This window comes from Paractinoplanes rishiriensis, assembly GCF_016862375.1.
GTDB classification, from domain to species: Bacteria; Actinomycetota; Actinomycetes; order Mycobacteriales; family Micromonosporaceae; genus Actinoplanes; species Actinoplanes rishiriensis.
On record NZ_BOMV01000089.1, the window covers coordinates 51,194 to 78,015 of the forward strand.

The 26,822-nt window shown below is 72.8% G+C and carries 22 protein-coding genes and 1 pseudogene; 10 read left to right on the forward strand and 13 right to left on the reverse strand.

Annotated features, from left to right (window positions below):
* Positions 1–79: 79 nt before the first annotated feature.
* The 5 genes from Ari01nite_RS40685 to Ari01nite_RS40705 form a co-directional block, all read right to left on the reverse strand.
* Positions 80–5,764, reverse strand: coding sequence for a hypothetical protein (locus tag Ari01nite_RS40685; protein ID WP_203788773.1), 5,685 nt, complete (start codon positions 5,762–5,764; stop codon positions 80–82).
* A 131-nt stretch (positions 5,765–5,895) separates the two neighbouring features.
* Complete coding sequence (locus tag Ari01nite_RS40690) at positions 5,896–7,683, reverse strand: FtsX-like permease family protein (RefSeq protein ID WP_203788775.1); 1,788 nt, start codon at positions 7,681–7,683, stop codon at positions 5,896–5,898.
* A 3-nt stretch (positions 7,684–7,686) separates the two neighbouring features.
* Positions 7,687–8,415: an ABC transporter ATP-binding protein gene (locus Ari01nite_RS40695; protein WP_239163443.1), complete on the reverse strand. Its 729-nt coding sequence runs from the start codon at positions 8,413–8,415 to the stop codon at positions 7,687–7,689.
* Positions 8,412–8,930 (reverse strand): PadR family transcriptional regulator, encoded by a 519-nt coding sequence (locus Ari01nite_RS40700; RefSeq protein WP_203788779.1) that lies wholly within the window; start codon positions 8,928–8,930, stop codon positions 8,412–8,414. Before Ari01nite_RS40700 ends, Ari01nite_RS40695 begins: the two co-directional genes overlap by 4 nt.
* A gap of 52 nt (positions 8,931–8,982) precedes the next feature.
* Positions 8,983–9,663 carry a DUF4386 domain-containing protein gene (locus Ari01nite_RS40705; RefSeq protein WP_203788781.1) on the reverse strand — a complete coding sequence of 227 codons (681 nt, stop codon included), beginning with the start codon at positions 9,661–9,663 and terminating at the stop codon, positions 8,983–8,985.
* Positions 9,664–9,717: 54 nt separating this feature from the next.
* Between Ari01nite_RS40705 and Ari01nite_RS40710 the strand changes: the two genes are divergently transcribed.
* The 5 genes from Ari01nite_RS40710 (at position 9,718) to Ari01nite_RS40730 (ending at position 13,788) form a co-directional block, all read left to right on the forward strand.
* A complete protein-coding gene (locus Ari01nite_RS40710) occupies positions 9,718–10,404 on the forward strand; it encodes a TetR/AcrR family transcriptional regulator C-terminal domain-containing protein (protein WP_203788783.1) in 687 nt (228 codons plus the stop codon).
* Between the two features lie 92 nt (positions 10,405–10,496).
* Complete coding sequence (locus Ari01nite_RS40715; protein WP_203788785.1) at positions 10,497–11,495, forward strand: AraC family transcriptional regulator; 999 nt, start codon at positions 10,497–10,499, stop codon at positions 11,493–11,495.
* Between the two features lie 8 nt (positions 11,496–11,503).
* Positions 11,504–12,454 (forward strand): helix-turn-helix transcriptional regulator, encoded by a 951-nt coding sequence (locus Ari01nite_RS40720; RefSeq protein ID WP_203788787.1) that lies wholly within the window; start codon positions 11,504–11,506, stop codon positions 12,452–12,454.
* Positions 12,455–12,543: 89 nt separating this feature from the next.
* Entirely contained in the window at positions 12,544–12,984 is a 441-nt protein-coding gene (locus tag Ari01nite_RS40725; RefSeq protein WP_203788788.1) for a VOC family protein, read from the forward strand.
* A gap of 12 nt (positions 12,985–12,996) precedes the next feature.
* Positions 12,997–13,788, forward strand: coding sequence for an inositol monophosphatase family protein (locus Ari01nite_RS40730; RefSeq protein ID WP_239163452.1), 792 nt, complete (start codon positions 12,997–12,999; stop codon positions 13,786–13,788).
* A gap of 78 nt (positions 13,789–13,866) precedes the next feature.
* Here the strand turns inward: Ari01nite_RS40730 and Ari01nite_RS51740 are convergent.
* A pseudogene (locus Ari01nite_RS51740) lies at positions 13,867–14,586 on the reverse strand (DUF7134 domain-containing protein); the annotation flags it as partial.
* On the opposite strand from Ari01nite_RS51740, the gene Ari01nite_RS40740 reads away from it, so the two are divergent.
* Positions 14,585–15,028, forward strand: a complete 444-nt coding sequence (locus Ari01nite_RS40740; RefSeq protein WP_203788792.1) for a hypothetical protein — start codon at positions 14,585–14,587, stop codon at positions 15,026–15,028. The pseudogene Ari01nite_RS51740 and the gene Ari01nite_RS40740 sit on opposite strands and share 2 nt — an antisense overlap.
* The gene (locus Ari01nite_RS40745) at positions 15,001–15,501 is read left to right on the forward strand and encodes an RICIN domain-containing protein (RefSeq protein WP_203788794.1); all 501 of its coding nucleotides are present in this window, start codon (positions 15,001–15,003) and stop codon (positions 15,499–15,501) included. Before Ari01nite_RS40740 ends, Ari01nite_RS40745 begins: the two co-directional genes overlap by 28 nt.
* 40 nt (positions 15,502–15,541) lie before the next feature.
* On the opposite strand, the gene Ari01nite_RS40750 is transcribed toward Ari01nite_RS40745, so the two are convergent.
* The 4 genes from Ari01nite_RS40750 to Ari01nite_RS40765 form a co-directional block, all read right to left on the reverse strand.
* Positions 15,542–16,747 (reverse strand): cellulose binding domain-containing protein, encoded by a 1,206-nt coding sequence (locus tag Ari01nite_RS40750; RefSeq protein ID WP_239163444.1) that lies wholly within the window; start codon positions 16,745–16,747, stop codon positions 15,542–15,544.
* On the reverse strand, positions 16,744–18,174 hold the full coding sequence (locus tag Ari01nite_RS40755) for a cellulose binding domain-containing protein (RefSeq protein ID WP_203788796.1): 1,431 nt from the start codon (positions 18,172–18,174) through the stop codon (positions 16,744–16,746). Before Ari01nite_RS40755 ends, Ari01nite_RS40750 begins: the two co-directional genes overlap by 4 nt.
* A gap of 242 nt (positions 18,175–18,416) precedes the next feature.
* On the reverse strand, positions 18,417–19,409 hold the full coding sequence (locus tag Ari01nite_RS40760; protein WP_203788798.1) for a neprosin family prolyl endopeptidase: 993 nt from the start codon (positions 19,407–19,409) through the stop codon (positions 18,417–18,419).
* 240 nt (positions 19,410–19,649) lie between these two features.
* Positions 19,650–21,302 carry an FAD-dependent oxidoreductase gene (locus tag Ari01nite_RS40765; RefSeq protein ID WP_203788800.1) on the reverse strand — a complete coding sequence of 551 codons (1,653 nt, stop codon included), beginning with the start codon at positions 21,300–21,302 and terminating at the stop codon, positions 19,650–19,652.
* A 60-nt stretch (positions 21,303–21,362) separates the two neighbouring features.
* Here Ari01nite_RS40765 and Ari01nite_RS40770 point away from each other — a divergent pair, with 60 nt between their 5' ends.
* Together Ari01nite_RS40770 and Ari01nite_RS40775 are read left to right on the forward strand one after the other, a co-directional pair.
* On the forward strand, positions 21,363–22,124 hold the full coding sequence (locus Ari01nite_RS40770) for an alpha/beta fold hydrolase (protein WP_203788802.1): 762 nt from the start codon (positions 21,363–21,365) through the stop codon (positions 22,122–22,124).
* Between the two features lie 40 nt (positions 22,125–22,164).
* Complete coding sequence (locus Ari01nite_RS40775; protein WP_203788804.1) at positions 22,165–23,601, forward strand: flavin-containing monooxygenase; 1,437 nt, start codon at positions 22,165–22,167, stop codon at positions 23,599–23,601.
* Between the two features lie 14 nt (positions 23,602–23,615).
* Here Ari01nite_RS40775 and Ari01nite_RS40780 read toward each other — a convergent pair whose 3' ends face one another.
* From Ari01nite_RS40780 to Ari01nite_RS40790, 3 genes are all read right to left on the reverse strand, one after another.
* On the reverse strand, positions 23,616–24,785 hold the full coding sequence (locus Ari01nite_RS40780; protein ID WP_203788806.1) for a hypothetical protein: 1,170 nt from the start codon (positions 24,783–24,785) through the stop codon (positions 23,616–23,618).
* 22 nt (positions 24,786–24,807) lie between these two features.
* Positions 24,808–25,305, reverse strand: coding sequence for a hypothetical protein (locus Ari01nite_RS40785; RefSeq protein ID WP_239163445.1), 498 nt, complete (start codon positions 25,303–25,305; stop codon positions 24,808–24,810).
* Between the two features lie 61 nt (positions 25,306–25,366).
* Entirely contained in the window at positions 25,367–25,651 is a 285-nt protein-coding gene (locus Ari01nite_RS40790; RefSeq protein ID WP_203788810.1) for a hypothetical protein, read from the reverse strand.
* A 46-nt stretch (positions 25,652–25,697) separates the two neighbouring features.
* Between Ari01nite_RS40790 and Ari01nite_RS40795 the strand changes: the two genes are divergently transcribed.
* A complete protein-coding gene (locus Ari01nite_RS40795; protein ID WP_239163446.1) occupies positions 25,698–26,801 on the forward strand; it encodes a winged helix DNA-binding domain-containing protein in 1,104 nt (367 codons plus the stop codon).
* The last annotated feature ends 21 nt before the right edge of the window (positions 26,802–26,822 follow it).

Sequence of the window (26,822 nt, forward strand, 5' to 3'; positions counted from 1 at the left end):
GCGTTACAGCCCCCGCCGTTCTCGCGCCCGTTCCCCGGCCCTGAGCTGCTTCGCCGGCAGCTCAGGGCCGGCGGCTTTCTCAGCGCAGATCGGCCCAGCCGTCGTCGGGGATCCCGGTGAGCTCGCTGAGGCGTTCGATCGACCGCCGCAGGTGGGCGATTCTGCTCAACTGACGGGCCGGCGTGGCCGGATCGGCCGCGAGGTGGTCCAGGCGCTCGACGGCCTCCTGGCGGGACCGGTCGTCCGCCTGACCGAGTGCCCACGCCGCGGCGATCCGCATGCCGGGCGGAGATCCGGCCAGATCCCGGCGGAGTTCCGCGGCCGTCCCGGGATCCAGGCGGGCCAGGTCCCGGCCGGCCGTGGCGCGGACCATCGCCGGCAGCGTCTCGTCGCGGTGGATCTCACGCAGCACCGCGGTCATCTCGGTTGCCCCGGCCGCGGACCGCCGGTACACCTCGGTGGCCGCCCGGCAGCGCAGCCGGGCCGGCACGTCCGGCTTCAGGGCCAGGTCACGCAGGGTCTCGAGGGCCGTCTGCTGGTGCCGGCCGGCGGCGCACAACGACATCGCCGACTCGAGGCGGTCGTGCGGGTGCACCTCCGGGCCGCGGCAAATCTCGAGGAGCACGCCGGCCGCCGGCCGGGGGAGTACCTGAGCTGCCTGCCGCCGCAGGTGAAGCGGGACGCAGCGGTCGGCCGCCACCCGTTCGAGCAGCGGCAGGGCGCTGCGCCAGCCCGGCAGGCGGCCGGCGAGCAACCGGCCGGCGGCCCGGAGGCGGAGCGGGAGCGGCACCGCGTCGTCGGACAGGCCGTGGTCGAACTGCTGCCCGGACACGGTGGACAGGGCCAGCGCCGCGTCCAGCCGGTCGGCCGGGCCGGCGGCCGGGTCGTCCAGCACCGCCGTCAGCATCCTCACGGCCCAGGCTCGGTACACCGGGCTGAGGGCGGCGAGAGCGACCAGCGACGGCAGGGCACGCTGTTTCCCCCGGGACGAGTCGGAGAGCAGGTGGGCGGCGGCCACGTCGCGGTAGACCGGGCTGAGCCCGGCGAGCGCGGTGGCGGCGGCGCGGCGTTCGGCGGCGCGGAGGCCGGATGTTGCGAGAACGGCGACCAGGCCGGCCGCGGCCTGATCGCGGGCGGCCGGTCCGAGCTGTCCCATCAGCGTGGCGATCCGGCACCGGTCCGGCACGCCGAGGTCCGGCCGGCGCAGCAGGGCGGCGAGGGCGGAGGCGGCGAGGGCCCGGCCGGTGTGGATCTCGGCAAGGACGCACGCGGCGTGCCATCGCAGATGCAGCGGGCCCTCGGCAGCGAGCCCCCGCAGGACCGCGACACTGACCGCGGGCTCCGCGGGGTCGAGCCGGAAGTCGACGAACGCCAGGACCAGCCGGGTGCAGGCGGTGGACGCCGGCGGGAGCCCGGCCCGCCAGCCGGGACGATCGGCTGCCACGAGCGCCGCGCGGCGGCGGGTGTCGAGGGGAAACTCCTCGCCGAGTGCCAACGCCGTGAGCCGTGGGTCCGCCTCGGTGCCCTCGGGCTGGACCCGGGCGAGCGCCGACAGCAGCACGCATCTCCGCTGGGCGGAGAGCCGGGGGTCATGCTGGAGCAGAGCTGCGGCAGCAGCCGCCTCGTGGTGCATCCCGGCGTGATGGAGTTCCGCCACGGCGCCGACCCGCACATCGATGTCGTCATGGGCGGATCGGCTGAGCCCGGCCAGATGTTCGGTGGCGCCGCGCCGGACGGTGCTGTTGAGCTGCAACCCGGAGAAATCCTGGATGCGGAGCAGACCGGCGACCTGGGCCGGCAGCGGGCACCGCACCAGTGCGTCGCTCAGCTCCCGCTCCAGCCGGACCCGGTGTTCCGGCGCGACGAGCAACGAACCCATGGCGACCGCATGGATGTCGGCGGCCGAGACGCAGGGATCGCCGAGGCGTGCGGACAGCGCCTCGACGGCCCGCTCGCGGTCGGCTGCGGCAGCGGTCTCCTTGAGATGCCGGACCGCGCGGTACACCAGATCGCCGTCCGGTATCTCCGCGATCAGCTCGACGATCAGATCCGCCGAGGCCCGAGATCCGGCACCGACCTGGCAGAACCATTCGTATGCCTCGACGATCGCGTCGGGCCGGGCACCCGGATCGTCCACGATCTGTTGCACGGCGGCGATCCGGTGCGGGCGGCCCGCTGCCGGATCCGGGCCGTCGACGTCGAGCCGGTCCCAGGCGGCTTCGGCGGCGATGCGGTCGCGGGCCGGGGTGTGCGGGTCGGCCAGCATCGCCTGCAACGCGGTGGTGGCGCTCGCTCGCGCTGCGGGCGCCTGCCCGAGAAGACCGGCGGCAAGCACCCGGATGGGGGCGGGCTCGTGCGGATCGTGGGCGATGCTGCCGGCCACCCGCAGCACGGTCCGGCGCTCGGCAGGTCCGCGCCTGCCCAGCGCCCCGCAGACCCGGATGCGGTGCAGCGAACTCAGCGTGGCGTCCGTGGCGACCCTGGTGAGGACCTCCAGCATCCGGTGGTGGGCCGCCCGGCTCAGCACGGCCAGGGCGCCGGGTCCGGCCTCGTGTTCGTGCAGTGGCAGCGGTCCGTAGTGAAGGGCCGTGAGCAAGGTCGCGGCGGCGAGTTCGCGTTCGGCCGGAAGTATTTCGAGCATCATGCGGGCCGGCACCGCCTTGGCGCCGGGGGACGTCTGCGGGACGCTGAGCGACCTGCGCAGCCACGTGGCCGCGGCCGGCTGCATCTGCGGCCGCACGATCGCCAGCCAGAAGACGCCGGCGTAACCCCAGAAGTCGGGACCGCGCCGGGCGATGGCCGTCAGTGCGGCGCAGGCGTCCTCGAGTTCGTCCGGGCCGAGGCCGGCGAGCATGACCGCGGCCTCGTGCCGGGCACGTTCACAGGAGAACGGGTCCGCGGCGACGCCGCGCAGGGTCGCTGCCGCCACCGGTGCTGTCGCGGGGTCGAGCACGGCTCGGGCGATGGTCACGCAGACCCGGTTGTCCTCCGGAAGGGGGACGTGGTCCGCGGGAAGCTGAGCCAGCACGTCGTTGCGGAATGCGGCCGGCATCCGGAGGAGCGCTACCGCCGAGAGCCGGTAGCGCCACGCGTTCGCAGCCGGATCCCGCAGGACCCGGCCGATGAGTTCCGCCGCCGCGGCGTGGTATTCCGCGCCGAGATCGATGAGATGCTGGGCCGCGTCCCCGCGCACCCACGGGGTGTCCTTATTCGCGACCGCGGCGATGGCCAGCAGCGCCCGGCCGGCGGAACGGCGTTCCTCGGTGCCGAGATCGGCCAGGGCCCGGGCCGCCTCGATCCGCTCCTGATAGTCCAGGTAGGGATGGTGTGCGGTGGCCAGGAGCACTTCCCTGGCGACGCCGCTGTCCGGTTCGAGTTCGGCCAGCAACTGGGCGATCGGCAGTCTGTCCTGGCGCCAGGTGCCGGGGTCGTCGAGCGCGGCCCGGACGGTGGTCACGGCCTCCTCGCGGCGGTCCGGCCGGACCTCGGCGAGCACCCGCGCGATCGCCGCCCGGTCGATCGGTCGCAGCGCGGTTCGAGCCGTCATCGCCCGGTACTCGTCGTCCAGGGCCGCGCGGCCGGCCTCGCCGAGGTAGGCCAGTACCTCGGCGGTGGTCGTGCGTTCCTGTGCCGTTGCCAGCGGATCGCGCAGCGCGGCGGTCAGCGCCCGTACGGCATCCGGCTGGTGGGGCTCGCCGAGCGCGGCCAGGGTCTCGGCGAGCGCCGTCCGCTCGACGGGAAGCAGCGCCGTGGCCAGCCGCCGCCGGAGGGCCGCGGCCACGTCCGCCCGGCCGACCTCGGGGTCGTCGGCGAGGACCCGGGCCGCGATCGCCTGGAACTCGGGGCCGTGCCGCGATTCGTTCGCGTGCTCGCGGGCCCAGCTCCGGACCGCCGGGGTCCGTGGCAGGCGGCGCAGCAGTTTGACCGAGTGCGGGTTGCCCTCCATGGTGGCCCATCGCAGGCCCAGGTATTCGAGGCAGGCCGCCACCTGGGACTCGGTGGCGGACGCGCCGTCGGCGATCAGCGTGGCGGCGAGCAGTTGCTGGGTCTGCGAGCCCCGCTGCAGCCAGTCGACGAGCCGCGGTGACCCCGACCGGCACGTCCACCGGACCAGCACCGCGGTGGCCAGATCCTCGCCGTTCAGGCCGCGGTCGATCCACGTGCGCCACACCGGGTCGCGATGGTCGAAGGCGGCCGGCAGACCGGTTGCGAAGTGGTCGGCCGCGAAGTGCTCGGCGAACGTGTGGTGCACGAACGCCAGGTCGGTGCCGCGCCGGGTCAGCAGGCCGGTGCCGGTGAGGACGTCGGCCACCAGGTCGGCGGCCCACGGTGCGGCCGGGCCGGTCAGGCCGGCGTCCCGGCACCAGTCGGACGCCGCCCGCAGCAGCGAGTCCTCGGTGCCGACCTGGACCAGGGCCAGGTGCTCCACCAGGGACTGCACGTGGTCGAAGACCGCCTCCACCCCGGCCGGGCCGCCCGGTGTGCCGGCCAGCCGCTGCCTGAGCCGGGCGCGCAGGTCGCGGCGGCGGCCACCGCTGGCGTCGGCCAGAATGGCGATGTACTGCTCGTACAGGCCGAACCGGGTGCGGGGCAGGCCCCGGCCCGGGTCGGCGCCGAACACGGTAAGCGCGATCGTCGCCAGCAGCGGGATGGCCGCCACCTCGTCCAGGTCGGCGGCGCGCAGCTGGCGCAGGAACCGGGCGGTCAGATCGGCCGGCTGGTCGCCGTGGGTGGTGGCGAACGCGGTGGCCGCGAAGTCGTGCAGCGCGGTCCGGCTGAACGGCAGCAGCGTGTACATCCCGACGCCGGCGCCCAGCATCCGCTGCCGGACCGCACCGCCGAGCGGCCGGCTGAGCAGCACGATCCGGTAGGCCTGGCCGGGCTGCGCCATGCGCTCGGCGATGACGTCGACCAGCGCCTCCCGTTGCGTGCCGGTCACCTCGTCCAGACCGTCCACGATGACCATCCAGGTGAGCCCGTCCGGCACCGTGGACAGCAGGTCGGCCGGTGGCACCTCGTCGGCGTGCTGGCCCAGCCCGTCGGCGTACGCGCGGGCCAGCGCCGCGGTCCACGACAGTGCCCGGTGCCGGCTCAGCGCGCGCGCCGACACCAGCAGCGGCAGCACCGGCGTGGCGGCCGGCGTACCGTCGCCGTCGCCGGGCAGCCACGCCCGCGCCAGCCGTCCCGCCAGGTCACGGGCCAGGCTCGACTTGCCGAGCCCGGGCCCGCCCTCGACGAGCAGATGCCGGTGCCGGCCCAGCACCTGCTCGACCGGCCGCGCGGCCGGCATCACCCGCAGCCGGGTCTGCCCGGTGCGGCGTTCCTCGATGCGCTCCACCGCGGCCAGCTCACCCGGCTCGGCGCCGGCCGGCCCGCGCAGGCTTTCCAGGTCCTGCCGGACGTACATCGCCGCCATCGGCAGCCCGGCCTGACCGGGCACCCGGTACGGCACGGACTGCGCCGCCCGCAGTTGCGCCGCCATCAGCCGCGGCACCTCGGCCCGCACCCGGAATGTGCCCCAGGGCGTCGCGACCGGCACCGTCTCGGCCCGCGCCCGCCCGCCGGATGCCCACCCGCCGGATGCCCACCCATATGCCGAAATCGTCAGGCTGACCAGCGCCGCCGCTCCGGCCAGCACACTGGACCACTGGTCGGCGCGGTCGAGTCCCTCATTGAGCAGGAACGCGACGAGCGCCAGCAGCAGGCCGGCCCCCGCGAACGCCGCGACCGTCCCGGACCGTAGCCGGGGAATCCGCCTAGCCACCGTCCCATCATCACCGACCGCGACAACCCTGACACGCGGCCGAACGGCCGAGCCCTGGCAGCCGAACACTTCGGACAATCAGCGGACCGGCTGTTCCCCTCATGCGGGAAGGCCCGTCAGGCGTGTTCGGACTAAAGGGTCTCGGACACCGTGCGGCGGCCGCCGAGCCGGGCCGGGATCGCGGTCAGGCCGGCCACTACGACCACGGTGGCCAGGGCCACCGCGGCCAGCTGCCACAGAGACGGTGCCGTGGCCCGGTCGCCGTCGCCGCCGGTGATGGCCATGATGGCGGCGAACAGGGCGACGCCGCCCGGGAACACGCCCAGGATCGCGCCGGCCACGGCGGGCAGGACCTGGGCGGCGGCCAGGGCCGCGGACACCTCGCCGGGGGTGGCGCCCAGGGCTCGGGTCAGCGCGGACGCGTGCCGGTTGTCGAGGACCGTGGCCCAGGCGATCACTACGGCGTTCACCGCGGCCAGCGCCAGCAGGATGATCATCCAGACGCCCAGAACCCGGCGCAGCACCGCCACCTGGGACTCGACGTAGCCGGTGGCCTGCGGGTCGCTGGTCAGGAAGCCGTCCAGGATCAGGGCCACGTAGACGCCGCTGACCGTGATGGCGACCACCAGGACCGCCAGCGCCAGCCGGCGCGGGCGGCGGGCTGCCAGGCGTACGGCCAACAGGAGCGTGACCGGAAGGCGGGCCGAGACCGCTATCAGCCAGCCCACCCGGCGGGGTGGGCGGGGTGCGTCGGTCAGCGCGCTGACCGTGCTGGACCGGACCGCGCGCAGGGTGGGCACGACGGTCGCCGCAACGGCCACGGCCAGCGCCACCGCGATCACCACCGCGACCGTGGCGGGGGTCAGCGACGGGGTGCCCGCGCTGCCGATCAGGCCGGCGCTGTCGCCGGTGAGCAGGGGAGCGGTCAGCGCGCCCAGTGCCAGGCCGGCCGCGGCGGCGACCAGGGACACCAGCACGAACTCGGCCAGCAGCACCGCCGCGACCAGGCCGGGCGTGCCGCCGACCGCCTTGAGCAGGCCAACCCGCCGGGTCTGGTCGGCCATCCGGCCGCCGACCAGGACCGCGAGGCTGGCCGCCGCGAGCAGGGCGAGCAGCCACGCGCCGATCAGCAGCAGGATCTGCGAGTCACGGGCCAGCTCGGTGGCCTCGGCCAGGATCTCCGACGACGTGGTCAGGCCCATCCTTTCCGAGCGGCTCTCGACGAACGCCTGGGCGCCGCCGGGCTCGTCCAGCCGCAGGTTGAGCACGGCCGTGACGGCGCCGAGGCGCTGCACGTCGGCCCGGGTCAGCCAGATCAGGCCGGGGGTCTTCAGCAGGTCCGGCGGCAGCTGCTTGCCGGTGACGGCGCCACTGACGCAACCGGTGGGCACCAGGCAGGTCGAGGCGGGGTACGGGGCCATCGCCGCGGTGACCGCCACGCCGGCGACCCGGAACGACCGGCCGTTCAGGGCGATCGGGTCGCCCGCCTTGACCCGGTAGGCCGCGGCGAAGGAGGCCTCGAGCACCACGCCGCCGTCGCTGACCCAGTCGCCGTCGGTCAGCGCGGGCTGGTCGACGGTGGCGGGTGCCGCGTCCCGGCCGATCGCCTGCACGTCCGACGTACGGCCAAATGCCTGGAATTTCGCCCCGGCGACCGGGAACGGGCCACTGTGCTCGGCAACGCCCGCGGCGGTAGTCAACTTTTCCAGCTCGGCGGCGTCAGCGAAGGCGACCACGTCCGGGCCTCGAGTGGCCTCCCGGGTGGTCTGGTACGGATCGGCGGCCGCGTCGCGCAGGACCAGCCCCAGGGTCAGCGTCGTGGTGGCGGCCAGGACGGCGAGCAGCAACAATGCGGTCTCGACGCCGCGCCGGCGCAGGTCGCGAGCGGCGAGACGGCAGACGAGCAGCAGCAGGCCCACCGGTCAGTCCTCCAGTCCGGCGAGCGCGCCGAGCCGGCCCGAGGTGCCGCCGGAGAGCCGGGTCTCGTCCACCAGCACGCCGTCCCGCATCGAGATCAGCCGGTCGGCGGTGGCCGCGATCCGGGCGTCGTGGGTGACGATGACCAGCGTCTGCCCGGCCTGGTGCAGGCTCTCGAACAGGTTCAGCACGTCCAGCGTGGCGGCACTGTCCAGGTTTCCGGTCGGCTCGTCGGCCAGCACCACGGTCGGCTCGTTGACCAGCGCGCGTGCCACGGCGACCCGCTGCCGTTGCCCGCCGGACAATGCCGAGGGCAGGAAACCGGCCCGCTCGCCCAGCCCGACCCGCTCCAGCAGTTCCACGGCGCGGCGCCGGGCGGCCCGTGGCGAGCGCCCGGCGAGGAGGGCCGAGAGTTCCACGTTCTCGATCGCGGTCAGCTCCTCCATCAGGTGAAAGGCCTGAAAGACAAACCCGATTTCGGTACGCCGCAGCCGCGCCAGCGCCTTTTCGCCGGCGTTGTCGATGCGCCGGCCGGACAGCCACACCTCGCCGCCGCTGGGCCGGTCGAGCCCGCCGAGCAGGTGCAGCAGGGTGGATTTGCCGCAGCCGCTCGGCCCCATCACGGCGACGGTCTCACCCGCGGCGATCTCCACGTCGACCTCGTCCACGGCGCGCACGAGTCCCGCGTCCCGGCCGTACTCCTTGCGCAGCCCGCGTCCGCTCAGCGTGCTCACGATGCGCTCCTTCGGTGGGTCCAGTTCTGTTCGCACGCCTCCAGCCAGCGCAGGTCCGCCTGCAGCCGCAGCACGATGCCCTCCAGCAGCAGTGCCGCGTCGGAGTGCGCCGGCTCGGCCATCGCGGCGCGCTGCGCCTCCCGCAGCCGGCGCAGCAGTTCGCGGCGCTGCGTGTCCACGATGGTGACCGGATCGGCGAGCCCCGCGGCCGCCGCGGCGATCAGCTTGAGATGGAACTCGGCCAGATCCGGCCGCGGCCAGCCGACGTCCGCGATCCACTCGGCGACCCGCTGCTGCCCGGCCGCGGTCAGCGCGTAGACCTTACGGTCGGAACGCTCGGCGGTGGCTTCGGTGGCCAGGAAACCGGCCTTCTCCAGCCGGGACAGCGTCACGTAGACGTGGCCGGCGTTCATGTCCTCACCCAGCGGCCCGAGGGCGTCGCGGAGGCGCGCGCGGAGTTGATAGCCGTGGGTGGGTTCCTTGGCCAGCATGGCCAGGACTACTTCCTGCTGCATGGTTCCCCCTAACCGTTAGCTATGACATCTAACGGTTAGCCGTGCGGGTTTGTCAACCCGTTGCCAGGACGACCTCGGGCACCTGCTTGCGGACGCCGCGGATCAGCAGGTAGCCGATCATCCAGAACTCGCCGGCGGTGGCCGGGATGACCAGGAGGTCGGCGACCAGCGGCGCGCCCGGGGCCAGGTAGCCGAGGAAGGTGCTCAGCGCGTAGCCGACACCGCCGCCCACTAGGATCCAGCCCAGCTGGCGGGGCATCCAGCCGGAGCGCAGCACGCACCAGCCCATCGGGATCAGCCACAGGCCGAAGAACAGGGCGCCGGCCGTCCACAGGTGACCGCTGACCTGGAAGAGCGTCTGGACCGTCGAGGCGGCGTCGCCGTACGGGTCGCGGGCGATCTCGGCGGCGGTGCCGAGCAGGGCCGTGCTGATCAGGACGGTGACGGCGTTGACCAGGCCGAACGCGGCCACGCCGGCGGCCGCGAAACGGTCGGCGCGATGGAAGAGGCGGTAGAACCAGGCGGCGGCCAGGGCATGGGTCAGGACGGTCAGCAGTTCGAAGGCGACGGTGGCCCGGGCCAGGGCGGGGTGGGCGGTGAGGTTGGCCAGCGTGCCGGCGGGCTCGGTGGCGAACAGGCGGGGGCGGGTGATCAGGAAGCCGAGGGCGCCCGAGACGGCCAGGCCGAGGTAGAGCAGCCCGGTGATGCGGGCGGTGCGGACCAGTGGATGCATGGCGGCTCCTCCAGCCTTACGTTGTAAGGGAACCATACGTTGTAAGGTGTGGGGATGGCAACCAGGGCGTCCCGGCCGCCGCTGACCCGCGAACGCGTGCTGGCCGCGGCGGTCGGCCTGGCCGACTCGGACGGGCTCAACGCGCTGACCATGCGCCGGCTGGCCGGCATCCTCGACGTGGAGGCGATGTCGCTCTACCACCACCTGCCCGCCAAGGAGGCCCTGCTCGACGGGGTGGCCGAGACGGTGGTCGCCGAGATCTGCGCCGCGGCGAGCGGGGTGGGCGCTGACGACTGGCGGGCGTCGCTGCGCGGCCAGTTCCTGGCCGCCCGCCAGGTGATGCTGCGCCATCCGTGGGCGCCCGGCCTGCTCGGCACGCGCCGGTCCATCCCAATGGGCCTGTACGCGTACTACGACCGCATCGTCGGCACGCTGACCGGGGCCGGGTTCTCGCACCGGCTGGCGCATCGCGCGCTGCACGCGTTCGGGAGCCTGCCGCTGGGTTTCGCCCAGGAGACCTTCAGCCCGGCGGCCTCCGGCGGCGCCCTGGAACCCGAGTCGGCCGAGGCGGACCTCGCGGCGATGGCGGCGGTGGTGCCCCACCTGATGGCGATGATGCACGCCGAGATGCACGCGGCGACCGATCCGGTGCTGGGCTGGTGCGACAGCCAGACCGAGTTCGAGTTCACCGTGGACCTGTTGCTCGACGGCCTCGACCGGCTGCGCAGCGCGGACGGCTGAACCCTTCTTCCGGGTGACGCGTCGAGCGCGCCGGCTGAGTAGGGTCTGGCGGTAGGAGTGTTTGACGTCGCGCGAGACTCGCGGGAGATCGCATGACGGGCGAAAGCGTGAGCACCGGGATGGTGCCGGTCGAGCGGGTGGAGACGGCGACCCGCGAGATGGACGCGGTCGTCGACCTGATATCCCGGGTCTACGTGCCGCACCGGGCCTGGTTCCGGTGTCCCGATCCGGCGCTGGTCAGCGCCACGATGCGCACCGCGATGGCGGGCTCGCTCAACGTCGCGGCGCTCAACTGGTCCGGTGCGGAGTGGCACACCACCGAATCGGCGCCGGACGGGCGCCCGATCGGGATGGCCGCGCTACGCGGGTGCGGCGAGCTGGCCACCGGGCGGGACTCGCACACCTTCACCGCCGGGGAGGTGTTCCTGGTGCCGCCGGACGAGCCGTTCACGTTCTTCGGCGACGACTGCGACTTCGCGATGGTGCAGGTGCCCTGGGAGGCGGTGGCCGACCTGGCCGCGGAACACGCTGACATGCCGGGCGTGGAGCTGCGGTTCGAGTCGATGGGCCCGCTGTCGCCGGACCAGCAGCAGATCTTCACCAGCACCTCGCGGTTCCTCTGTGACCAGTTGGTCGGCTCCGGCGCCAGCGAGATCCACCCGCTGGTGATCCAGGAGATGACCCGGGTTGCGGCCGCGGCGCTGCTGGAGACGTTCCCGAACACCGCCATGTCCGCGTTCTACCTGCGCGGCGCGGGCTGGGTGCCGCCGGCCGCGGTCCGCGCCGCCGCGGAGTTCATCGAGGCGCACGCCGACCAGCCGATCACGACGGCGCAGATCGCCGTGGCGGCCGGGCTCAGCGCGCGCCGGCTGCAACACGCCTTCCACCGTCATCTCGACACCACCGTGACCGGATACCTGCGCCGGGTCCGGCTGGAACGCGCCCGCCAGGATCTGGCGGCGGCCGACCCGCGCGGCGGCCTCACCGTGGAAACCGCCGCCGGCCGCTGGGGCTGGGCCAACCCGGCCCAGTTCGTCCTCGCCTACCGTCGCCGGTTCGGCGTGTCACCCGGCGAAACCCTCAACAGATAGGGGTCGTCGTGGGCCAGGTCTTCAAGACTACGGAGATCGAGCTCGCCGAGCACATCCTCGGGGACAGCTACGGCGGCGGCATCCGCATCGACGCCGACCGTGGCGACACCAGGCTCCGCCTGGACCTGACCCCGATCACGCCGGGCGTGCGGCTCGACCAGATCAATCTCGGCCTTGATTTCGGGCTGCGCGCCAACCCGCTCGGTGTGGTGGTGATCTGCCACGTCCGGGCCGGGAGCGTCGTCTACCCGGGTGGCTGCCACGAGCGCGGCTACGGGCCGGGCGACGCCTTCATCCCGGTGCCGCACGACCACGCGTACACGGCCGTCTGCCAGGGGACCGACTTCACCACGGCGGTCCTCGACCCGGACCTGCCCGGCCGGATCGCCGAGACGGCGCCGGGCCGCACGCCGGCACCGGTCCGGTTCACCAGCGACGTGCCGGTGTCGCCGCAGGCCGCCCGGATCTGGGGCCGGACCCACGCGTTCGTCCGGGCCACCTTCACCGATCTCCGGGCCGAGGCGTACCCGCTGATCGCCGACGGCGCGGCCCGGCTGCTGGTGGCCACCGCGCTGGCGGTCTTCCCGAACAACCGGCTGACCGACCCGACCATCGAGGACCGGCACGACGCCAACCCGGTGGCGCTGCGGCGGGCGATCGCGTTCATCGACGACAACGCACACCGCACGATCACCGTCGCCGACATCGCCGCCAGCGCGTTCGTGACCGTCCGCGCCATCCAACTGGCCTTCCGCAGTCACCTGAACACCACGCCGATGGCCTACCTGCGCCGGGTGCGGCTCGAGGCGGTGCACCAGGCCCTGCGCGCCGCCGATCCGGCCACCACCAGCGTCATCGAGGTCGCCATGCGGTGGGGCTTCAGCAACCAGAGCCGGTTCGTCGCGACCTACCGCGCCGCGTACGGGATCTCGCCCGCCGCCACCCTGCGCCGCCACTGACCGCCGCCAGGCGTGGTGGATGTCGAGAACCGCGCGGCAGCTCCGTCTCCCGGGTGGAAGGCTGCTCAACCACTGGAGGGAGACCCGGCATGACGATCCGCCGGATGGACAACGTTCTCATCGTCGTCGAGGACATCGACGCGGTCATCGCGTTCTTCGTCGAGCTCGGCATGGAACTGGAGGGCAGGGGCCCGGTCGAGGGCCGCTGGGTGGAACAGGTCATCGGCATCGGCGACGTCCGGCAGGAGATCGCGATGCTGCGCACCCCGGACGGCCAGGGCAAAATCGAGCTGACGACGTTCCACCAGCCGCGGGCGGTCCGCAGCGAGCCGGCCGACGCGCCGGTCAACACGCTGGGCATCCGCCGGGTCATGTTCGCCGTCGACGACCTCGACGACGTCATCGCCCGGCTGCGCACTCACGGTGCCGAACTCGTCGGCGAGGTGGCCCGGTTCGAGAACTTCTACCGGCTCTGCTACCTGCGCGGCCCCGAGGGCCTCATCGTCGGGCTGGCCGAGGAGCTCGGCTAGCCTCGGTGGGTGATGGAACGAGATCTTCTTGCGGCCGGCGACCTCGCCGCCAGCTTGGCCGTATGCGCGGGCCGGTTGCAGCTGGAGCGGCGCGACACCCTGGTCGTGGGCGCGACCAAGGCGCACGCCAACGACGTCGTCTCCGACGTCGACATCGCCAGTGAGCGCCTCATCGTCGACGCCGTCCGGGCCGCGTGGCCGGACGACGCCGTGCAGGCCGAGGAGGGCCACGGCCGGCCCGGCACGAGTGGCTGGACCTGGGTTGTCGACCCGCTGGACGGCACCCGCAACTACATCAGCCGCACCGGCCCGTGGTCGGTCTGCATCGCGCTCTACCAGGGCGAGCAGGCCCGGATGGCGGTCGTGCACGAGCCGGTCGCGAACGAGACGTTCAGCGCCGTCGACGGCGGCGGGGCGCTGCTGAACGGCGCGAAGATCACGGCGTCGAGCGGGCCGCCGCTGGCCGAGGCGCTGGTCGGCGTCAGCTTCCAGCCCGGGCCGGAGACCAAGGAACGCGCCGGGCGGGTGATCCGCGAGCTGCTGCCGCTGTCCGGCGACATCCGCCGGCTGCCGGCCGCGCTCAACCTGGCGTACCAGGCCGCCGGCCGGCTGGACGGCGGCCTGGCCCTGGACACCAAGCTCTGGGACATCGCGGCCGGCGCCCTGATCGCCCGGGAGGCCGGCGTGGTCCTCGGCGGTCACGGCGAGGAATTCTCCACCGAGCTGACCATCGGTGCGGCTCCGGCGTTGTGGCCGGCCCTGTCCGAGCGGGTACGCGCGGCCCTTCAGCGACCGACGGCGTAGCGCACGTGGGCGGCGCCGTCCCACCCACGGCGCCGCGTCCAGAGTGCGCGAGAACACCACCTTGCCGATCCGGTTGACCGCCGCCTGGGTCTTGAGGCTGATCACGGTGAGGTGGTGGGTGACGATGTCGTGCAACTCACGGGCGATCCGGATGCGTTCCGAACCGACCGCCCGGTCGGCCTCCTCGGCCCGGTGCCTCCGCAGCCGCTCGGCCTCGTCGGCGAGGTGCACGATGTGCGCCTCGCGCTGCCGGATGACGTAGCCGGCCGCCCACGCCCCGCCGAACACCGCCGCGCTGGCCGCGTAGTCGGAGAACGCGCTGTCCTCCACCACCAGGGCGTAGAAGGCCCCGTTCAGCCCGATGGTCAGGGCCGGGCCCCAGAGCGTGGCGATCGGTCCGCAGTGCCGTCCCACCGTGTAGGCGGCCACGATCAGGGCGAGGACGTACGTGATCAGCCCGCCCTCCCGGTTGACCACGACGGTGAGCGGGCCGGCCGCGGTCACGGCGGCCAGCACCGGCACGGGCCAGCGCCGCCGCACCGCCAGCGGCGCGCAGTAGGCGACGGTCAGCAGCGCCTGCCGGCCCCGGTCGGCGACCTCCGGCGACGTCATGGCGGCGTCGATCAGGCCGACGACCAGGAGCGCCGCTGCGGCGGCCAGATCCGCGGGTGACTTCACCGGATCAACGTACGGCGGTTTTCCCGGCACCGGATCGGCTGTGCCGCCGAGACGAGGATCGGCGGCGCCGCCGATGCGCCCGGCCGCTGCCGCCGCCCACTCTTTTGCGGTGCCTGCCATGACACGTACGACGAAAGCCGGTGGCCTGGTCCTTGCCGCCGGCGCTGTTACCTGGGCGACCACCCTGCTGGTCGCGCGTCCCGAGATCGGCCAGACCGAGACCCTCGAGATCCTCGGCGGGTTCGCCTATCAGGCCGGGCTCGCGGGCTTCCTGTCCGCCGCGTGGTCGACCGGCGCGCTCGGCGCCGGGCGTACGGCCAAGGCTTTTTGTGGTTTGAGGCCGTTGTCCTGGATCCTGCGGGCCCGGGTCTGGCCGGCCCCGCTGCGGTACCTGCCGCTGATCGGCAGCCTGACGCTGCCGGTCGCCGCGGTCGTGGTGCTCACCGCCGGCAATCTCGCCGGCCAGATCGTCCAGGCGGCGGGACTGGCCCTCGTCTGGGGCGGAACCGGAATCCATCTGCAAAGGAGAGAACTGTGCGAAGTGTCCGTCAGATCGGCGTGACCCTGCTCGCCGTCGTGGCCCTGCTGTCGGCCGGGAACGCCGCCGCTGCTGCCACGCCGCTCCCGCAGTGGGCGACACACCAGATCGTCGCGCGGCACAGCGGACACTGCCTCACCGGGTTCATCCCGAAGGGCAGCCAGGCGCGGACCGCCGCCTGCGGCACCGAGGTCGACCAGCGGTGGGCGCTCTACCCGACCTACCCGGCCAGCCAGTGGTATTACGTGCGCACCGTCGCCTACGACACGTGCCTGGACGTCGAGGGTGCCGCGCTGGACAACTGGGCGCACGTCAACCATCAGCCGTGCGGCTACGCCGGCACGAACCGGCACTGGCGGCTGGTGCTCACCGACGGCGGTTACTACGAGCTGATCAACCGATGGAGCAACAGGTGCCTGGACATCTCGTGGGGCTGGGCCGTCCAGTACGACTGCAACAACGGCTACCACCAGCAGTTCCGTTTCCGTCCGAACTGAGCGCCCGCGGGGGAGCCACGGAGGCTCCCCCGCGGGGCGGTTACTTCAGGTAGGCGGACAGCGGGATGTTCTGCTCGCGCAGGGCGGTGGCGATCAGGCCGGCGATCTGGCGGGCGCCGGCGGCTTCGAAGTGGGTGTGGTCGTTGCAGAAGAAGGCGCCGACCGCGCCGGTGGTGTAGTCGCCGTTGTTCGGGCACAGGCCGAGCGAGTTGTAGAGCGCGACGCTGCGGGTGTGCAGATCGATCAGGGGTACGCCGTTGGCGGTCGCGGCGTTCTTCGTCTCGGTGAGGAAGCCGCGGTTGCCGACGGCCGAGTTGCCGCTGCACCGGATCGCGGCCACCGGGGTGATGAAGATCGGCTTGGCGCCGCGGGCCTTGGCGGCCTGGGCCATCACGTTCAGCAACTCGGTGTAGCGGGCGGTGCCGACGTGGCGGGGGCAGTTGGTGTCGCCGTCGTTGATGCCGAACTGGATGAACAGGTAGTCACCCGGCTTCATGCCGGTGCTCGCGTCCAGCATCGCGTTCCAGCGGGAGCTGTACGCGGTGGAGCTCAGCGTGCACTCGCCGGCCGCGTTCTTGGTGCTGGTGACGTTGCCCTCGTAGAGCCAGGTCTGGATGCTGCGGCCGCCGACCGCGCTGTTCTGCACGGTGACGCTGGTGTTGAAGTACGGCGCGAACTGGTTGCCCCAGCCGATCGGGCAGGCGCTCGCGTTGGCCATGGTGGAGTCGCCGGCCATCCAGATCTTCACGGCCGGCTGGGTGCTCGGGGTGGGAGCCGGCGTGCTCGGGCCGGTGCACGGGGTGGGCGACGGGGTCTGCGGAGTGGTGGTCGCCGCCGCGCCGGTGCAGGCGGTGCCGTTCAGGGTGAACGACGTGGGCACCGGATTGCTGCCGGTGAAGGTGCCGTTGAAGCCGAAGCCCGCCTTGCCGCCGGTGCCGACCGAGCCGTTCCAGCCGGCGTTGGTGGCGCTCACCGCGCTGCCGGTGACGGTGACGTTCGCGTTCCAGGCCTGGCTGATGCCCTGCCCGGACGCGAGGGTCCAGCCGAGGGTCCAGGCGCTCACCGGGTCACCGAGGTTGGTGATGGTGACGTCGGCGCCGAAGCCGCCGGTCCACTGGTTGGTGATCTTGTAGTCGACGCTGCAGCCGGCGGCCGCGGCCCGGGCGGTGGTGATGCCGAACATGCCGGCCAGGACCACCAGGGCGGCGGTGGCGCTCACGGCGAGACGCCGTCGGGTGGTGTTCATGCGGACGCTCCCGTGCAGGCGGTGCCGTTGAGGGCGAAACCGGTCGCGCCGCCCTGGTTGCCGGTGGTGATGAGGCCGAAGCTCGCCGAGCCGCCGGCCGGGATCGCGGCGTTCCAGGCGGCGTTGACGGCCGACGCGGTGGTGCCGGACTGGCTGGCGGTGGCGTTCCAGGACTGGCTGATCAGCTGGCCGGCGGGGAGGCTCCAGCGCAGCGTCCAGCCGTTGACGGCGGATGCCGAGGTGTTGCGGATCGTGACGTCGAACTGGGCGCCGGTGCCCCAGTCGCCGGTCTTGGCGTAGGTGACCGTGCAGGCGCCCGCCGCGGGCGGCGGGCTCGTGGTCGGGGTTGTAGTCGGGGTTGTAGTCGGAGTGGTGGTCGGGGGTGTCGTCGTGCTCAGCTTTTCGGTGAGCACCGGGCCGAGCCGGTCCGAGATCGCCAGGTGGCCCTTGTCGTTCGGGTGTACCGAGTCGCTCAGGCCGTCCGCCGGCAGCCACCCGGTGGTGTCGATGTAGAACACGTTGGCGTCGCCCGCGGCGTTGCGCGCCTGCACCGCCGCCTGCGTCTCGGCGGCATAGCGGCCGATGAAGGTACGCAGCGCGAGCAGCTTCGCGGCCGGGAACTTGGCCCGGACGTTCTGCAGGAAGGTGGTGTACTTCGCCTGGAAGTCGGGACCGGTCACGCCGTGGCTGCGGTCGTTGGTGCCCAGGTTGATGACCACCGCGTCGGCCCGGTAGCGGGCGAAGTTCCACTGGTCGGTGCCGACCTGCCCGCCGGACGACATCCAGTACCGGGTCTCGTGCGCCCAGCAGCCGTCGGTCGTCTCGGCCAGGCACATCCCGCCGATCGCGATCTGGGTGTGGTCGACGCCGAGCCGCTCGCCGGTCACGAAGGCGTAGTCGGTGACCGCCAGCTGGCTGCTGGTCGCGCCCGCGGTGATCGAGTCACCGACGAACTCGACCAGCTTGCTGCGGGCCGGCGCCTTGAACGTGCTCGCGCCCGAGTCCAGCACCAGCCCTTGGAACACCGCGTCGCCGGTGTACGAGCCGGCCACCTGCCGGTAGCTGACGATCAGCGTGTGGTTGCCGGCGGCCAGCGCGGTGGGCGTCAGGTTGATCGTGCCCGAGCCGGTGAACGACGTGAACGGCTTGCCGTCGATGCTCGCCCACAGCTGGATGGTGTTGCGCTGCTTGAGCTTCACCGTCTTACCGGTGAAGCCGACCCGCAGGTACGCGCCGGCCCAGTACGGCACGTAGGCGCTGGCGTTCGAGGTGTTCCATCGGCCGACGAAGCTGATGTTCGTATCGGACGGCGATCCGTCACCGACCGCCGCGCTGGCGGCCGGCAGGTTCGTCAGGACCGCGACGGTCAGTCCGAGACCGAGCGCGGCACCGAGGACGGCCCGCCGCGCTCCTTTCCAGGTAGGCATGGGGGTGTGCTTCCCTTCGCTGCGTCAGGCGGCGACAAGTTGACCTTGACCGAACTGTCGGACCTTATCATCGGCACCTGTCGATATCCGACCGCAGCGACCGTCATCGCAAAATATGAACGTCACTCAAAAAAGTTGTTGTCCCCCGCCGGCTGAAGCCTCGCCGGGCCGCGGACAGACGAGCGACGCGGCCGCCGGCCCAGGGGAGGACCGGCGGCCGCGCTGCTTTCGTCAGGTCCGGGTCAGCAGCCGGGGCCGCCGTACCGGGCGGTCCGGGCGCTGAGGCCGGCGACGTCGAATCCGGTGTAAGCCGGGCTCTCCGACCAGGTCATCGCCGAGGTGGTGCCGCCGACGTTGGAGGTCGAGGCGATGTACGCGCCGCTGGAGGCCGAGCCGATCACCCCGTCGCCCATGTCGGTGCAGGTCGGGTCGTTGTCCGCGTTCACCTGGCCGACGGCGTGGCTGGTGTCGTTGTTGGTGAAGGTGGTGACCGTCGGTGATGCTCCGGTCCAGTTCGAGCCGGCGAAGTAGCCGACCCAGTCGCCGACGCCGGTGGTGGTGCCGAACCACACCCACCAGTCGCCGTTGAAGTACTGGATGCCGCAGCGCTGGAACACGTTCGTGCTGAGCACGGTGCCGTGGTTGTGGGTCGTGTTGGCGGCGTTGTCGGTGAAGCCGGTGCCCCAGCCGAGGAACGAGCCGTTCACCCAGGCGCTGACGAACAGGTGCGTCTGGGTGTTGCCGAAGACGCTCTGGTTGACCGCCCAGCCGCACTCGACGATCTGCCGTGCGCTGTTGACGCTCTTCTCCACCGCGATCTCGGTCAGCGTGTAGTTGTCCGAGGCGGCGGTGTCCAGGACCGGCGCCTCCACCTCCAGGTTCGCGTAGAACCCGGTCGGCAGGGTGCCGGTGTGCCCGTCCACGCCGCCGTCGTGGAAGGTGCAGCCGGGGCACAGCGCGAAGGAGCCAGCCTTGGTGCGTGGTCGCGGTGGGGCCGGCGGGGTCTTCGGGCCCTTGACGCCCGGGACGGGCTTGTCGTTGGCGTTCTTCCGGGGTGCTTTGGTCCAGTTCTCCGGGAGGCTGGCCGGGGTGGTGCGCTCCCAGCTCAGCACCTCCTCGTTGGTGGGGTCCGACGAGCCGGCGGCGTTGGCCGTGGCCGGCGCGGCCAGACCGGCCAGCATCGCGAGGGCGCCGACGAGCAGCGCGGCGCGCAACTTATGGGTCAGGTTAGACACCTTCGTCCTCCAAGGACTCGCGGCCGAGGCCGGGGAGCGAGTGGTAAGTCGAGGGAAGCCGAGCGGCGAGTCATGTTACGGGAGCGGACCGGCGTGCGGAGTAATAGACCGGACAGGATGGATATGTGATTGACGTGTTGCGGCGCCGCGGCGGTCAGCAGTTCGGCGCGATGCTGGCGCCGGGCCACCCACCACATCGGTCAGGCCTCCAGGCACGCCGGCGGCGGGCGTACCGCCAAATCAGAGACGCAGCGCGCCCGGCGCAGAAGGCGGAACCACCGGATGGTTCGGGAGTACCGCGGCGACCGGCCGGTACGGGTCTCCAAGAGCGGGACGCGGGTCCGGATCGCCGTGATTGGGCCACATCGCGACCGCCCGCTCGGCCAGGGCGGTGATCGTCAGGGACGGGTTGACGCCCAGGTTGGCGGCCACCGCGGCGCCGTCGATCACGTGCAGGCCGGGGTGGCCGTAGAGGCGGTGGTACGGGTCGATCACGCCGTGGGACGGGTCGGCGCCGATCGCGCAACCGCCGATGAAGTGGCCGGTCACCGGGCGGCCGATCAGTTCGGTGGCGGCGCCCAGCGGGACGCCGTCGATCTCGCGGGCCACCCGGCGGGCCACGTCGTGGGCGGCCGGCACCCAGACCGGGTTGGGCTCGCCGACGCCGGGGCGGCTCCGCAGACGCCGGCCCAGCAGGCCGCGGCGGGTGTGCAGGGTGATCGAGTTGTCCAGCGGCTGCATGCCGAGGATCACGATGGTCTGCTCGGACCAGCGCCGCGGGCTGACCAGCAGGCGCAGGTTGCGGCGGTCGCGGATCAGCTCGCGCAGGCCGGCCCGCAGCCGGGAGCGGCCGCCGGTGTCGTCGATCAGCACGGTGGACAGCAGGGCCAGCAGGTTGCTGCCGGGGCCGTAGCGGACCGGCTCGATGTGGGTGGCCGGATCGGGGTGGATCGAGGAGGTGATGGCCACGCCGTGGCTGAAGTCGGCGTCCCGGCGGCGGGTCCGGGCGCCGAGGATCGACTCGGAGTTGGTGCGGCTGAGTTCGCCGAGGCGGGGGGAGACGCGCGGCAGGCGGCCGCGGTCGCGCAGGCGGAACAGCAACCGCTGGGTGCCTAGGGCACCGGCGGCGAAGACGACCTGGCCGGCGGTCAGGTTGCGGTGGGTGATTCCGCCGGTTTTGCGGGTACGCACGGCGAATCCGCCGCCGGCCAGCGGGCGCACGTCGGTGACGGTGGTGAGCGGGCGGACCTCGGCGCCCGCCTGTTCGGCCAGGTGCAGGTAGTTCTTGGTCAGCGTGTTCTTGGCGCCCACCCGGCAGCCGGTCATGCAGGAGCCGCACAGCGTGCAGGGGTTGCGCGCCGGGCCGGCGCCGCCGAAGAACGGGTCCGCGGTGTCCCGTTCGAAGAGCACGCCCACCGGCGTGGGCCGGTAGGTGTGGCCGACGCCCATCTCGTCGGCGACCGCGCGCAAGGCCCGGTCGGCCGCCGTCTCGACCGGGTTGGTGGTCACCCCCAGCATCCGCCTGGCTTGGTCGTACGCCGCGGTGAGCTCGCGTTTCCAATCCGTGATCATTGACCACTGTGGATCGTTGAAGAAGGCGTCGGGCGGCTCGTAGAGTGTGTTCGCGTAGCCGAGTGACCCGCCGCCCACCCCGGCGCCGGACATCACCATGGCGTGGGGGAGCAGGGTGAGGCGCAGGATGCCGTAACAACCGATGGCCGGTGCGTAGAGATAGCGGCGCAGCCGCCACGAGGTGCGGGCGAACTCGTCGTCCGCGAACCGGCGGCCGGCCTCGAGGACCGCCACCCGGTAACCCTTCTCGGTCAGGCGCAGCGCGCTCACGCTGCCGCCGAAGCCGGATCCGATGATGACGACGTCGAAGTCATGCGCCATGGCGTACGGTGACATCGTTGTTGGCGGGCTGTCAATAAGTGTCGATAAATGGAGGCGTCCGTGAACCACCACCGCCGCGGCAGTGGCAGCCCGATCGTGCTGATCCACGGCATCGGGAGTCGCTGGCAGGTGTGGTCGCCGCTGCTCGACCGGCTCGCCGAACAGCACGAGGTGATCGCGCTGGACCTGCCCGGGTTCGGTGACACCCCGCCGGACGGCGGCTCGGGCTCGGTGCCGTACCTGGCCGACCGGGTGGCCGCCTTCCTGCGCGAGATCGGCGTGCAGCGGCCCGCGGTGGGCGGCAGTTCGCTGGGCGGCGGCATCGCGCTCGAACTCGGCCGGCGCGGCCTGGCCCGCTCGGTGGTCGCGTTCTCGCCGGTCGGGTTCTTCACCCGGGCCGAGGCCACCTGGTGCCGGGCGGTGGTCACCGCGGCCCGGGCCGGCGGCACCGCGCTCGGCCCGGCGCTGCCCGCGCTGATGCGCACCCGGCCGGGCCGGACCGCGCTGTGCGGCCTGTTCTACGGCAAGCCGGCCGAGCTGTCGCCGGACGACTGCGTGGCCGACGCCCGGGCCCTGATCGCCGCGCCCGGTTTCGCCAAGGCCCGCCGCCGGCTGGGGCGCTGGCGGCTCACCGAGGAGCCGACCGGGCTGCCGGTGACCATCGCCTGGGGCGACCGTGACCTGGTGCTTCCCATCCGGCAGGCGCAGCGCGCCCGGCAGGTGCTGCCGCACGCCCGGCACGTACGCCTCAACGGCTGCGGGCACCTGCCGTTCGCGGACGATCCGCGCACCTGCGCGCGCCTGCTGCTGGAGGCATCCTGATCTATTGGCACAATGCCAATAGGCTGCTACGTTCGGCGGCATGAACCCGCGCGTGGTGATCATCGGGGCCGGGCTCGGCGGGATCGCCGCCGCCGTCGCGCTGGTCCGTGCGGGGTTCGACGACGTGCTGCTGCTGGAGAAGGCGGACCGGGTCGGCGGGGTGTGGAGGGACAACGTCTACCCGGGGTGCGCCTGCGACGTGCCGGCGCCGCTCTATTCGTACTCGTTCGCGCTCAACCCCGAGTGGTCCCGGCGCTTCCCGCCGCACCAGGAGATTCTGGCGTACGCGGAACGCACCGCCGACCGGCACGGCATCACTTCCCGGGTCCGGTTCGGCACCGAGGTCACCGGCGCGACCTGGGACGACGCGTCGAACGTCTGGCGGGTGGCCACCGCCGGCGGCACCGAATACGTGGCGGACGTGCTGGTGCCCGCGGCCGGCCAGCTGAGCCGGCCGGCCATGCCCAGCCTGCCCGGTGCGGACTCGTTCGCCGGCACCGCCCTGCACACTGCCCGGTGGGACCCGGACCTGGCGATCGAGGGCCGCCGGGTCGGGGTGATCGGCACCGGGGCCAGCGCCATCCAGCTGGTGCCGGCGATCGCGGGCCGGGCCGCGCACGTGACCGTGTTCCAGCGCACCGCCCCGTGGACGCTGCCCAAGCCGAACCGCCGCTACGGCGCCGCCCGCAGGCTCGCCTACCGCCGGGTGCCCGCGCTGATGCGGCTGCCCCGGGCCCTCACCTGGGCGATGACCATCGTGACCGGGCACGCGATCATCGGCGGCCGGGCGGCGGGGGCGTTCCTGCGCGGGGTCTCCACGGCGCAGCGGCGCTGGCAGGTGCGCGACCGGGGGCTGCGGGAACGGATCACCCCGGCCGAGCCGATGGGCTGCAAGCGGGTGCTGTTCACCAGCGACTGGCTGCCGACGCTGGCCCGCCCGGACGTCTCGCTGGTCACCGAGAAGATCGTTTCACTCTTTGCGGGCGGCGTCCGCACTGCCGACGGCACTGATCACAATCTGGACGTTCTGGTCTATGCGACCGGCTTCGCGGCCACCGAGTTCCTGGCCCCGATGACCATCACCGGGCGCGGCGGCGTCGCCCTGGCCGAACGATGGCGCGACGGCGCGTACGCGTACCTGGGCCTTGTTGTTCCGGGTTTTCCCAACCTGTTCCTGATCTACGGCCCGAACACCAACACGGGCAACACCTCGGTGCTCTACTTCCACGAGACGCAGGCGGCCTATCTGGTGCAGGCGGTGCGGCGGATCGCGGGGTCCGGGGCGGCCCTGGAGGTGCGCCCCGAACTCACCGCGACCTACGACGCCGAGATCCAGCGGCGGCTGGCCGGCAGCGTGTGGACCGGCTGCCAGAGCTGGTACCGCAACGCCACCGGCCGGATCGTCACCAACTGGCCGGGCATGGCGGCCGAGTACCGCCGCCGGACGTCCCGGCTCCAGCGCACGGACTATCTGTAGCTATCCGGCTGTAGTTATCCGGCGTCCGGTGCCACGAACACCGGCAGCTTCTTTTCGAAGAGGCGGGCGAACTTCAAAGTCGGGTGTACGCCGCGCGAGCGGACGGCCAGGTCGGCACCCCAGTCGGCGGCGCGCATCCGCTGGTTGGGCGTGCCGTGGTGGTTCGGGTCCTCGAAGAAGCAGTCCCCGATGTTGTAGAACGTCTCGAGCACCTTGCGCGAACGGTGCCAGCGCAGGTTGTCGCCCTTGCGGTGGGAGACGTAGTAGGAGCCGAAGCTGTCCGCCATCAGCTCGGTGCGGCGGGTCGCCTCCGGCCCGGTCAGCGGCGACTCGAACAGGTTGCGCTGGAACTGGATGTGGTGCCCGTACTCGTGCCCGAGCACCGCGTTCGGCGCCACGTCGGACAGCCCGATGGCCCGGAAACCCTCGAGCATGCCGTCGCCCATCAGCACCTTGTTGGTCGGCACGCCGACGCCCGGGATCTCCTCGCCCAGCGAGTCGTACGCGAACGCGTTGAAGGTGAACAGCGGGTGGTCACCGTGGTCGTACTGCGGCTGGTCGACGATGACCGCGAGCGCGGCGGCCACCTCGGCCGCTTCCGCCTCGGGCAGTTCCAGGGCCAGCGTCAGCAACCGGGTCATCCGGGCGGTGTCCAGCAGCACGCTGCCGTGCGCCGGCACCAGCTCGATGCCGGAGCCGTCGATGTCCCAGAACCGCTTCATGGTCCGGAACGAGCGCTGCAGCTTGCCGGTGTACTCGCCGTCCATGCCGAAGAACCGCTCCCGGGCCGGCTCGGGGAACAGCAGGGCGTCCAGGAACACCAGGTTGAGGGTGAGCACGAGCAGGACGTTCTCGACGTCGTCGGCGGTCCAGTCCGCGATGCTGGCGTCCAGCCACCGGAACAGCTCGGTGTCCTCGCAGACGTAGTCGTCCGGGTCGATCACATTTTCGGCGAGCTCCCGCAGGTCGCCGTCGGTGACGTTGAGCCGGTCCTCGAGCGCGGCGATCCGGGCCCGGTGGTTGGCCGGCAGCAGCTGCGCGATCCGCTCCCGCAGCTTGCGGTCGCGCTCCGTGGTGGTGCTGGCGGCCACCGGCGCGGCGCTCGCCGCCGGCACCGGCGCGACGGTCAGTCCGATTGCGACCGTGGCGATCAGAGCCACCGGCCAGGACAGAGTTTTTCGCATGCCGCCAAGCTATCGCCGGGAGTCAATGGGTGTGCGGCTCGACGCAGCCGAACTCCGGGTTCGCGCCGCGGACCTCGACCAGCACGCGTTCCGGCCGCACGTCTCCGATGAGGCAGCCGAACTCGGCGGACTGCACCGCGAAGAAGGCGCCCTCCGGCGGGGTGCTCGCGGTCCACCACTCCGGCACCCGCATCGGCGTGACGATCAGCGTGTCCGGGTCGGCGCCCAGATCGAGGAGCACCTCGCGGGTCTCGGTGGGCCGGAAGTCGCCGGCCTTCCGCAGCTTCTCCAGCCTGGGTTTCAGCTGCCCGGCCAGCTTTTCGCCGGCCCGCTTCTGCGCGGCGGTCAGTTCGGCGCGCTGCTTCCAGGCGTTGTTGTCGGCGTGGTTGGGCGCGGCGTCGCCCGGCCCGGCCGGGGTGGGCAGGAGGAATGGCGACGGGCTGCCCTCCGCCGGAGTCGCCGCCCCCGTCCCCGTCCCCGGGGACGCGCAGCCGAACGAGAGCACGGCTACCGCCGCCATCCACCAACCGACGTGCCCCCGCATCGCCGACCCCCGTCCCCGCGGTCCTTCGGGGCGGATCTTACGACCCGGTGTCCAGAGCGGGCGCCCGGTCGGCCCACCAGCCGACGGCGCGGGCCGCGAACGCGGGCACGTCCACGTGGTCCGGGTCGAGGCCGTAGTGGTCCTCGATCTCGTCGGCCAGGAAGTCGGCGATGTCGTCCGCGTCCGCGCCGTCGGCCAGCTCGGCGAGCAGCGGCCCGACCAGGCAGTCGTACTCGTCGTCCGCGCCGGTGCCGGCGAAGTCCCACTCGTTCAGCATCCGGCGCAGGTCCGTCATCCAGGACGCGACCGGGTGGCGTGGCATGCCGGAGATCCTCGGCTGCTTCCGGTTTTTCTGCAACGATTGCGCGGTGCGTCACGTGTCCGACGACGAGCGCCGGGCCCGGCTGGCGGTCCGGCACGCGCTGGCGGTGCCCGCGCCGACCCCGGCGGCCGCCACCACGGCGATGACCGTCCTGCACGCCACCGAGCCGGCCACGGTCTACCTGTCCTGCTGGGCCCGCGTCGCCGGCTTCCGGCCCGCCGATCTCGACCGCGCGCTCTACACCGACCGCGCGCTGGTGAAGCAACTGGCGATGCGGCGCACGCTGTTCGTGTTCCCGCGCGACCTGCTGCCGGCCGTGTGGCCGAGCGCGTCCGCCCGGAGCGCCGCCCTCGAACGAGCCCACGCGCTGCGCTGCGACCCGGACTGGCTGGACGTGGCCCGCGCCGCGGTACTGGCGGCGCTGGCCGGCGGTGGCCGCACCACTCCGGAGATCCGCCGGGCCGCGCCGCTGTTGGACAAGCCACCCACCGACATGTGGCCGGCCTACCGAGTCCTCAACAACCTGGGCCTGACCGCCGACATAGTGCGCGGCGAGAACACCGGCGGCTGGCACACGGCCCGCCCGCGTTGGACCCTGATGCAGCACTGGCTGGGCACCGTCCCACCGTCCCTGACCCCCGACGAGGGCTACCGCGAGATAGTGCGGCGCTGGCTGCACACGTTCGGCCCCGGCACCGAGGAGGACATCGTGTGGTGGCTGGGCTCCACCAAGGCAGCCGTACGCGCGGCACTGGCCACCCTGGCGGCGGAGCCGGTGTCCCTGGACGGCGGCGAAACCGGCTGGCTGCTGCCGGACGACCTGGACCCGGTCCGCTCGCCGCCCCCGTGGGCCGCCCTGCTGCCGGTCCTCGACCCGACCGTGATGGGCTGGAAGGGCCGCGACTTCTACCTGGGCCCACATCGCGCCCAGCTCTTCGACACCCGTGGCAACGCCGGCACGACCGCGTGGGTGGACGGCCGGGTGGTCGGCTGCTGGGTCCAGAACCCGTCCGGCGTCGTCCAGCTGCGGCTGCTGGAGCCGGTGTCCGGGCCGGAGTCCCGGGCGCTGGCCACTGAGGCGGCCCGCTTGACCGAGTGGCTCGACGGCTTCCGGGTCGGCGCGGTCTACCGGTCCCCGGCCATGTCCTGATCCCGCAGCGCCCGCGGGGTC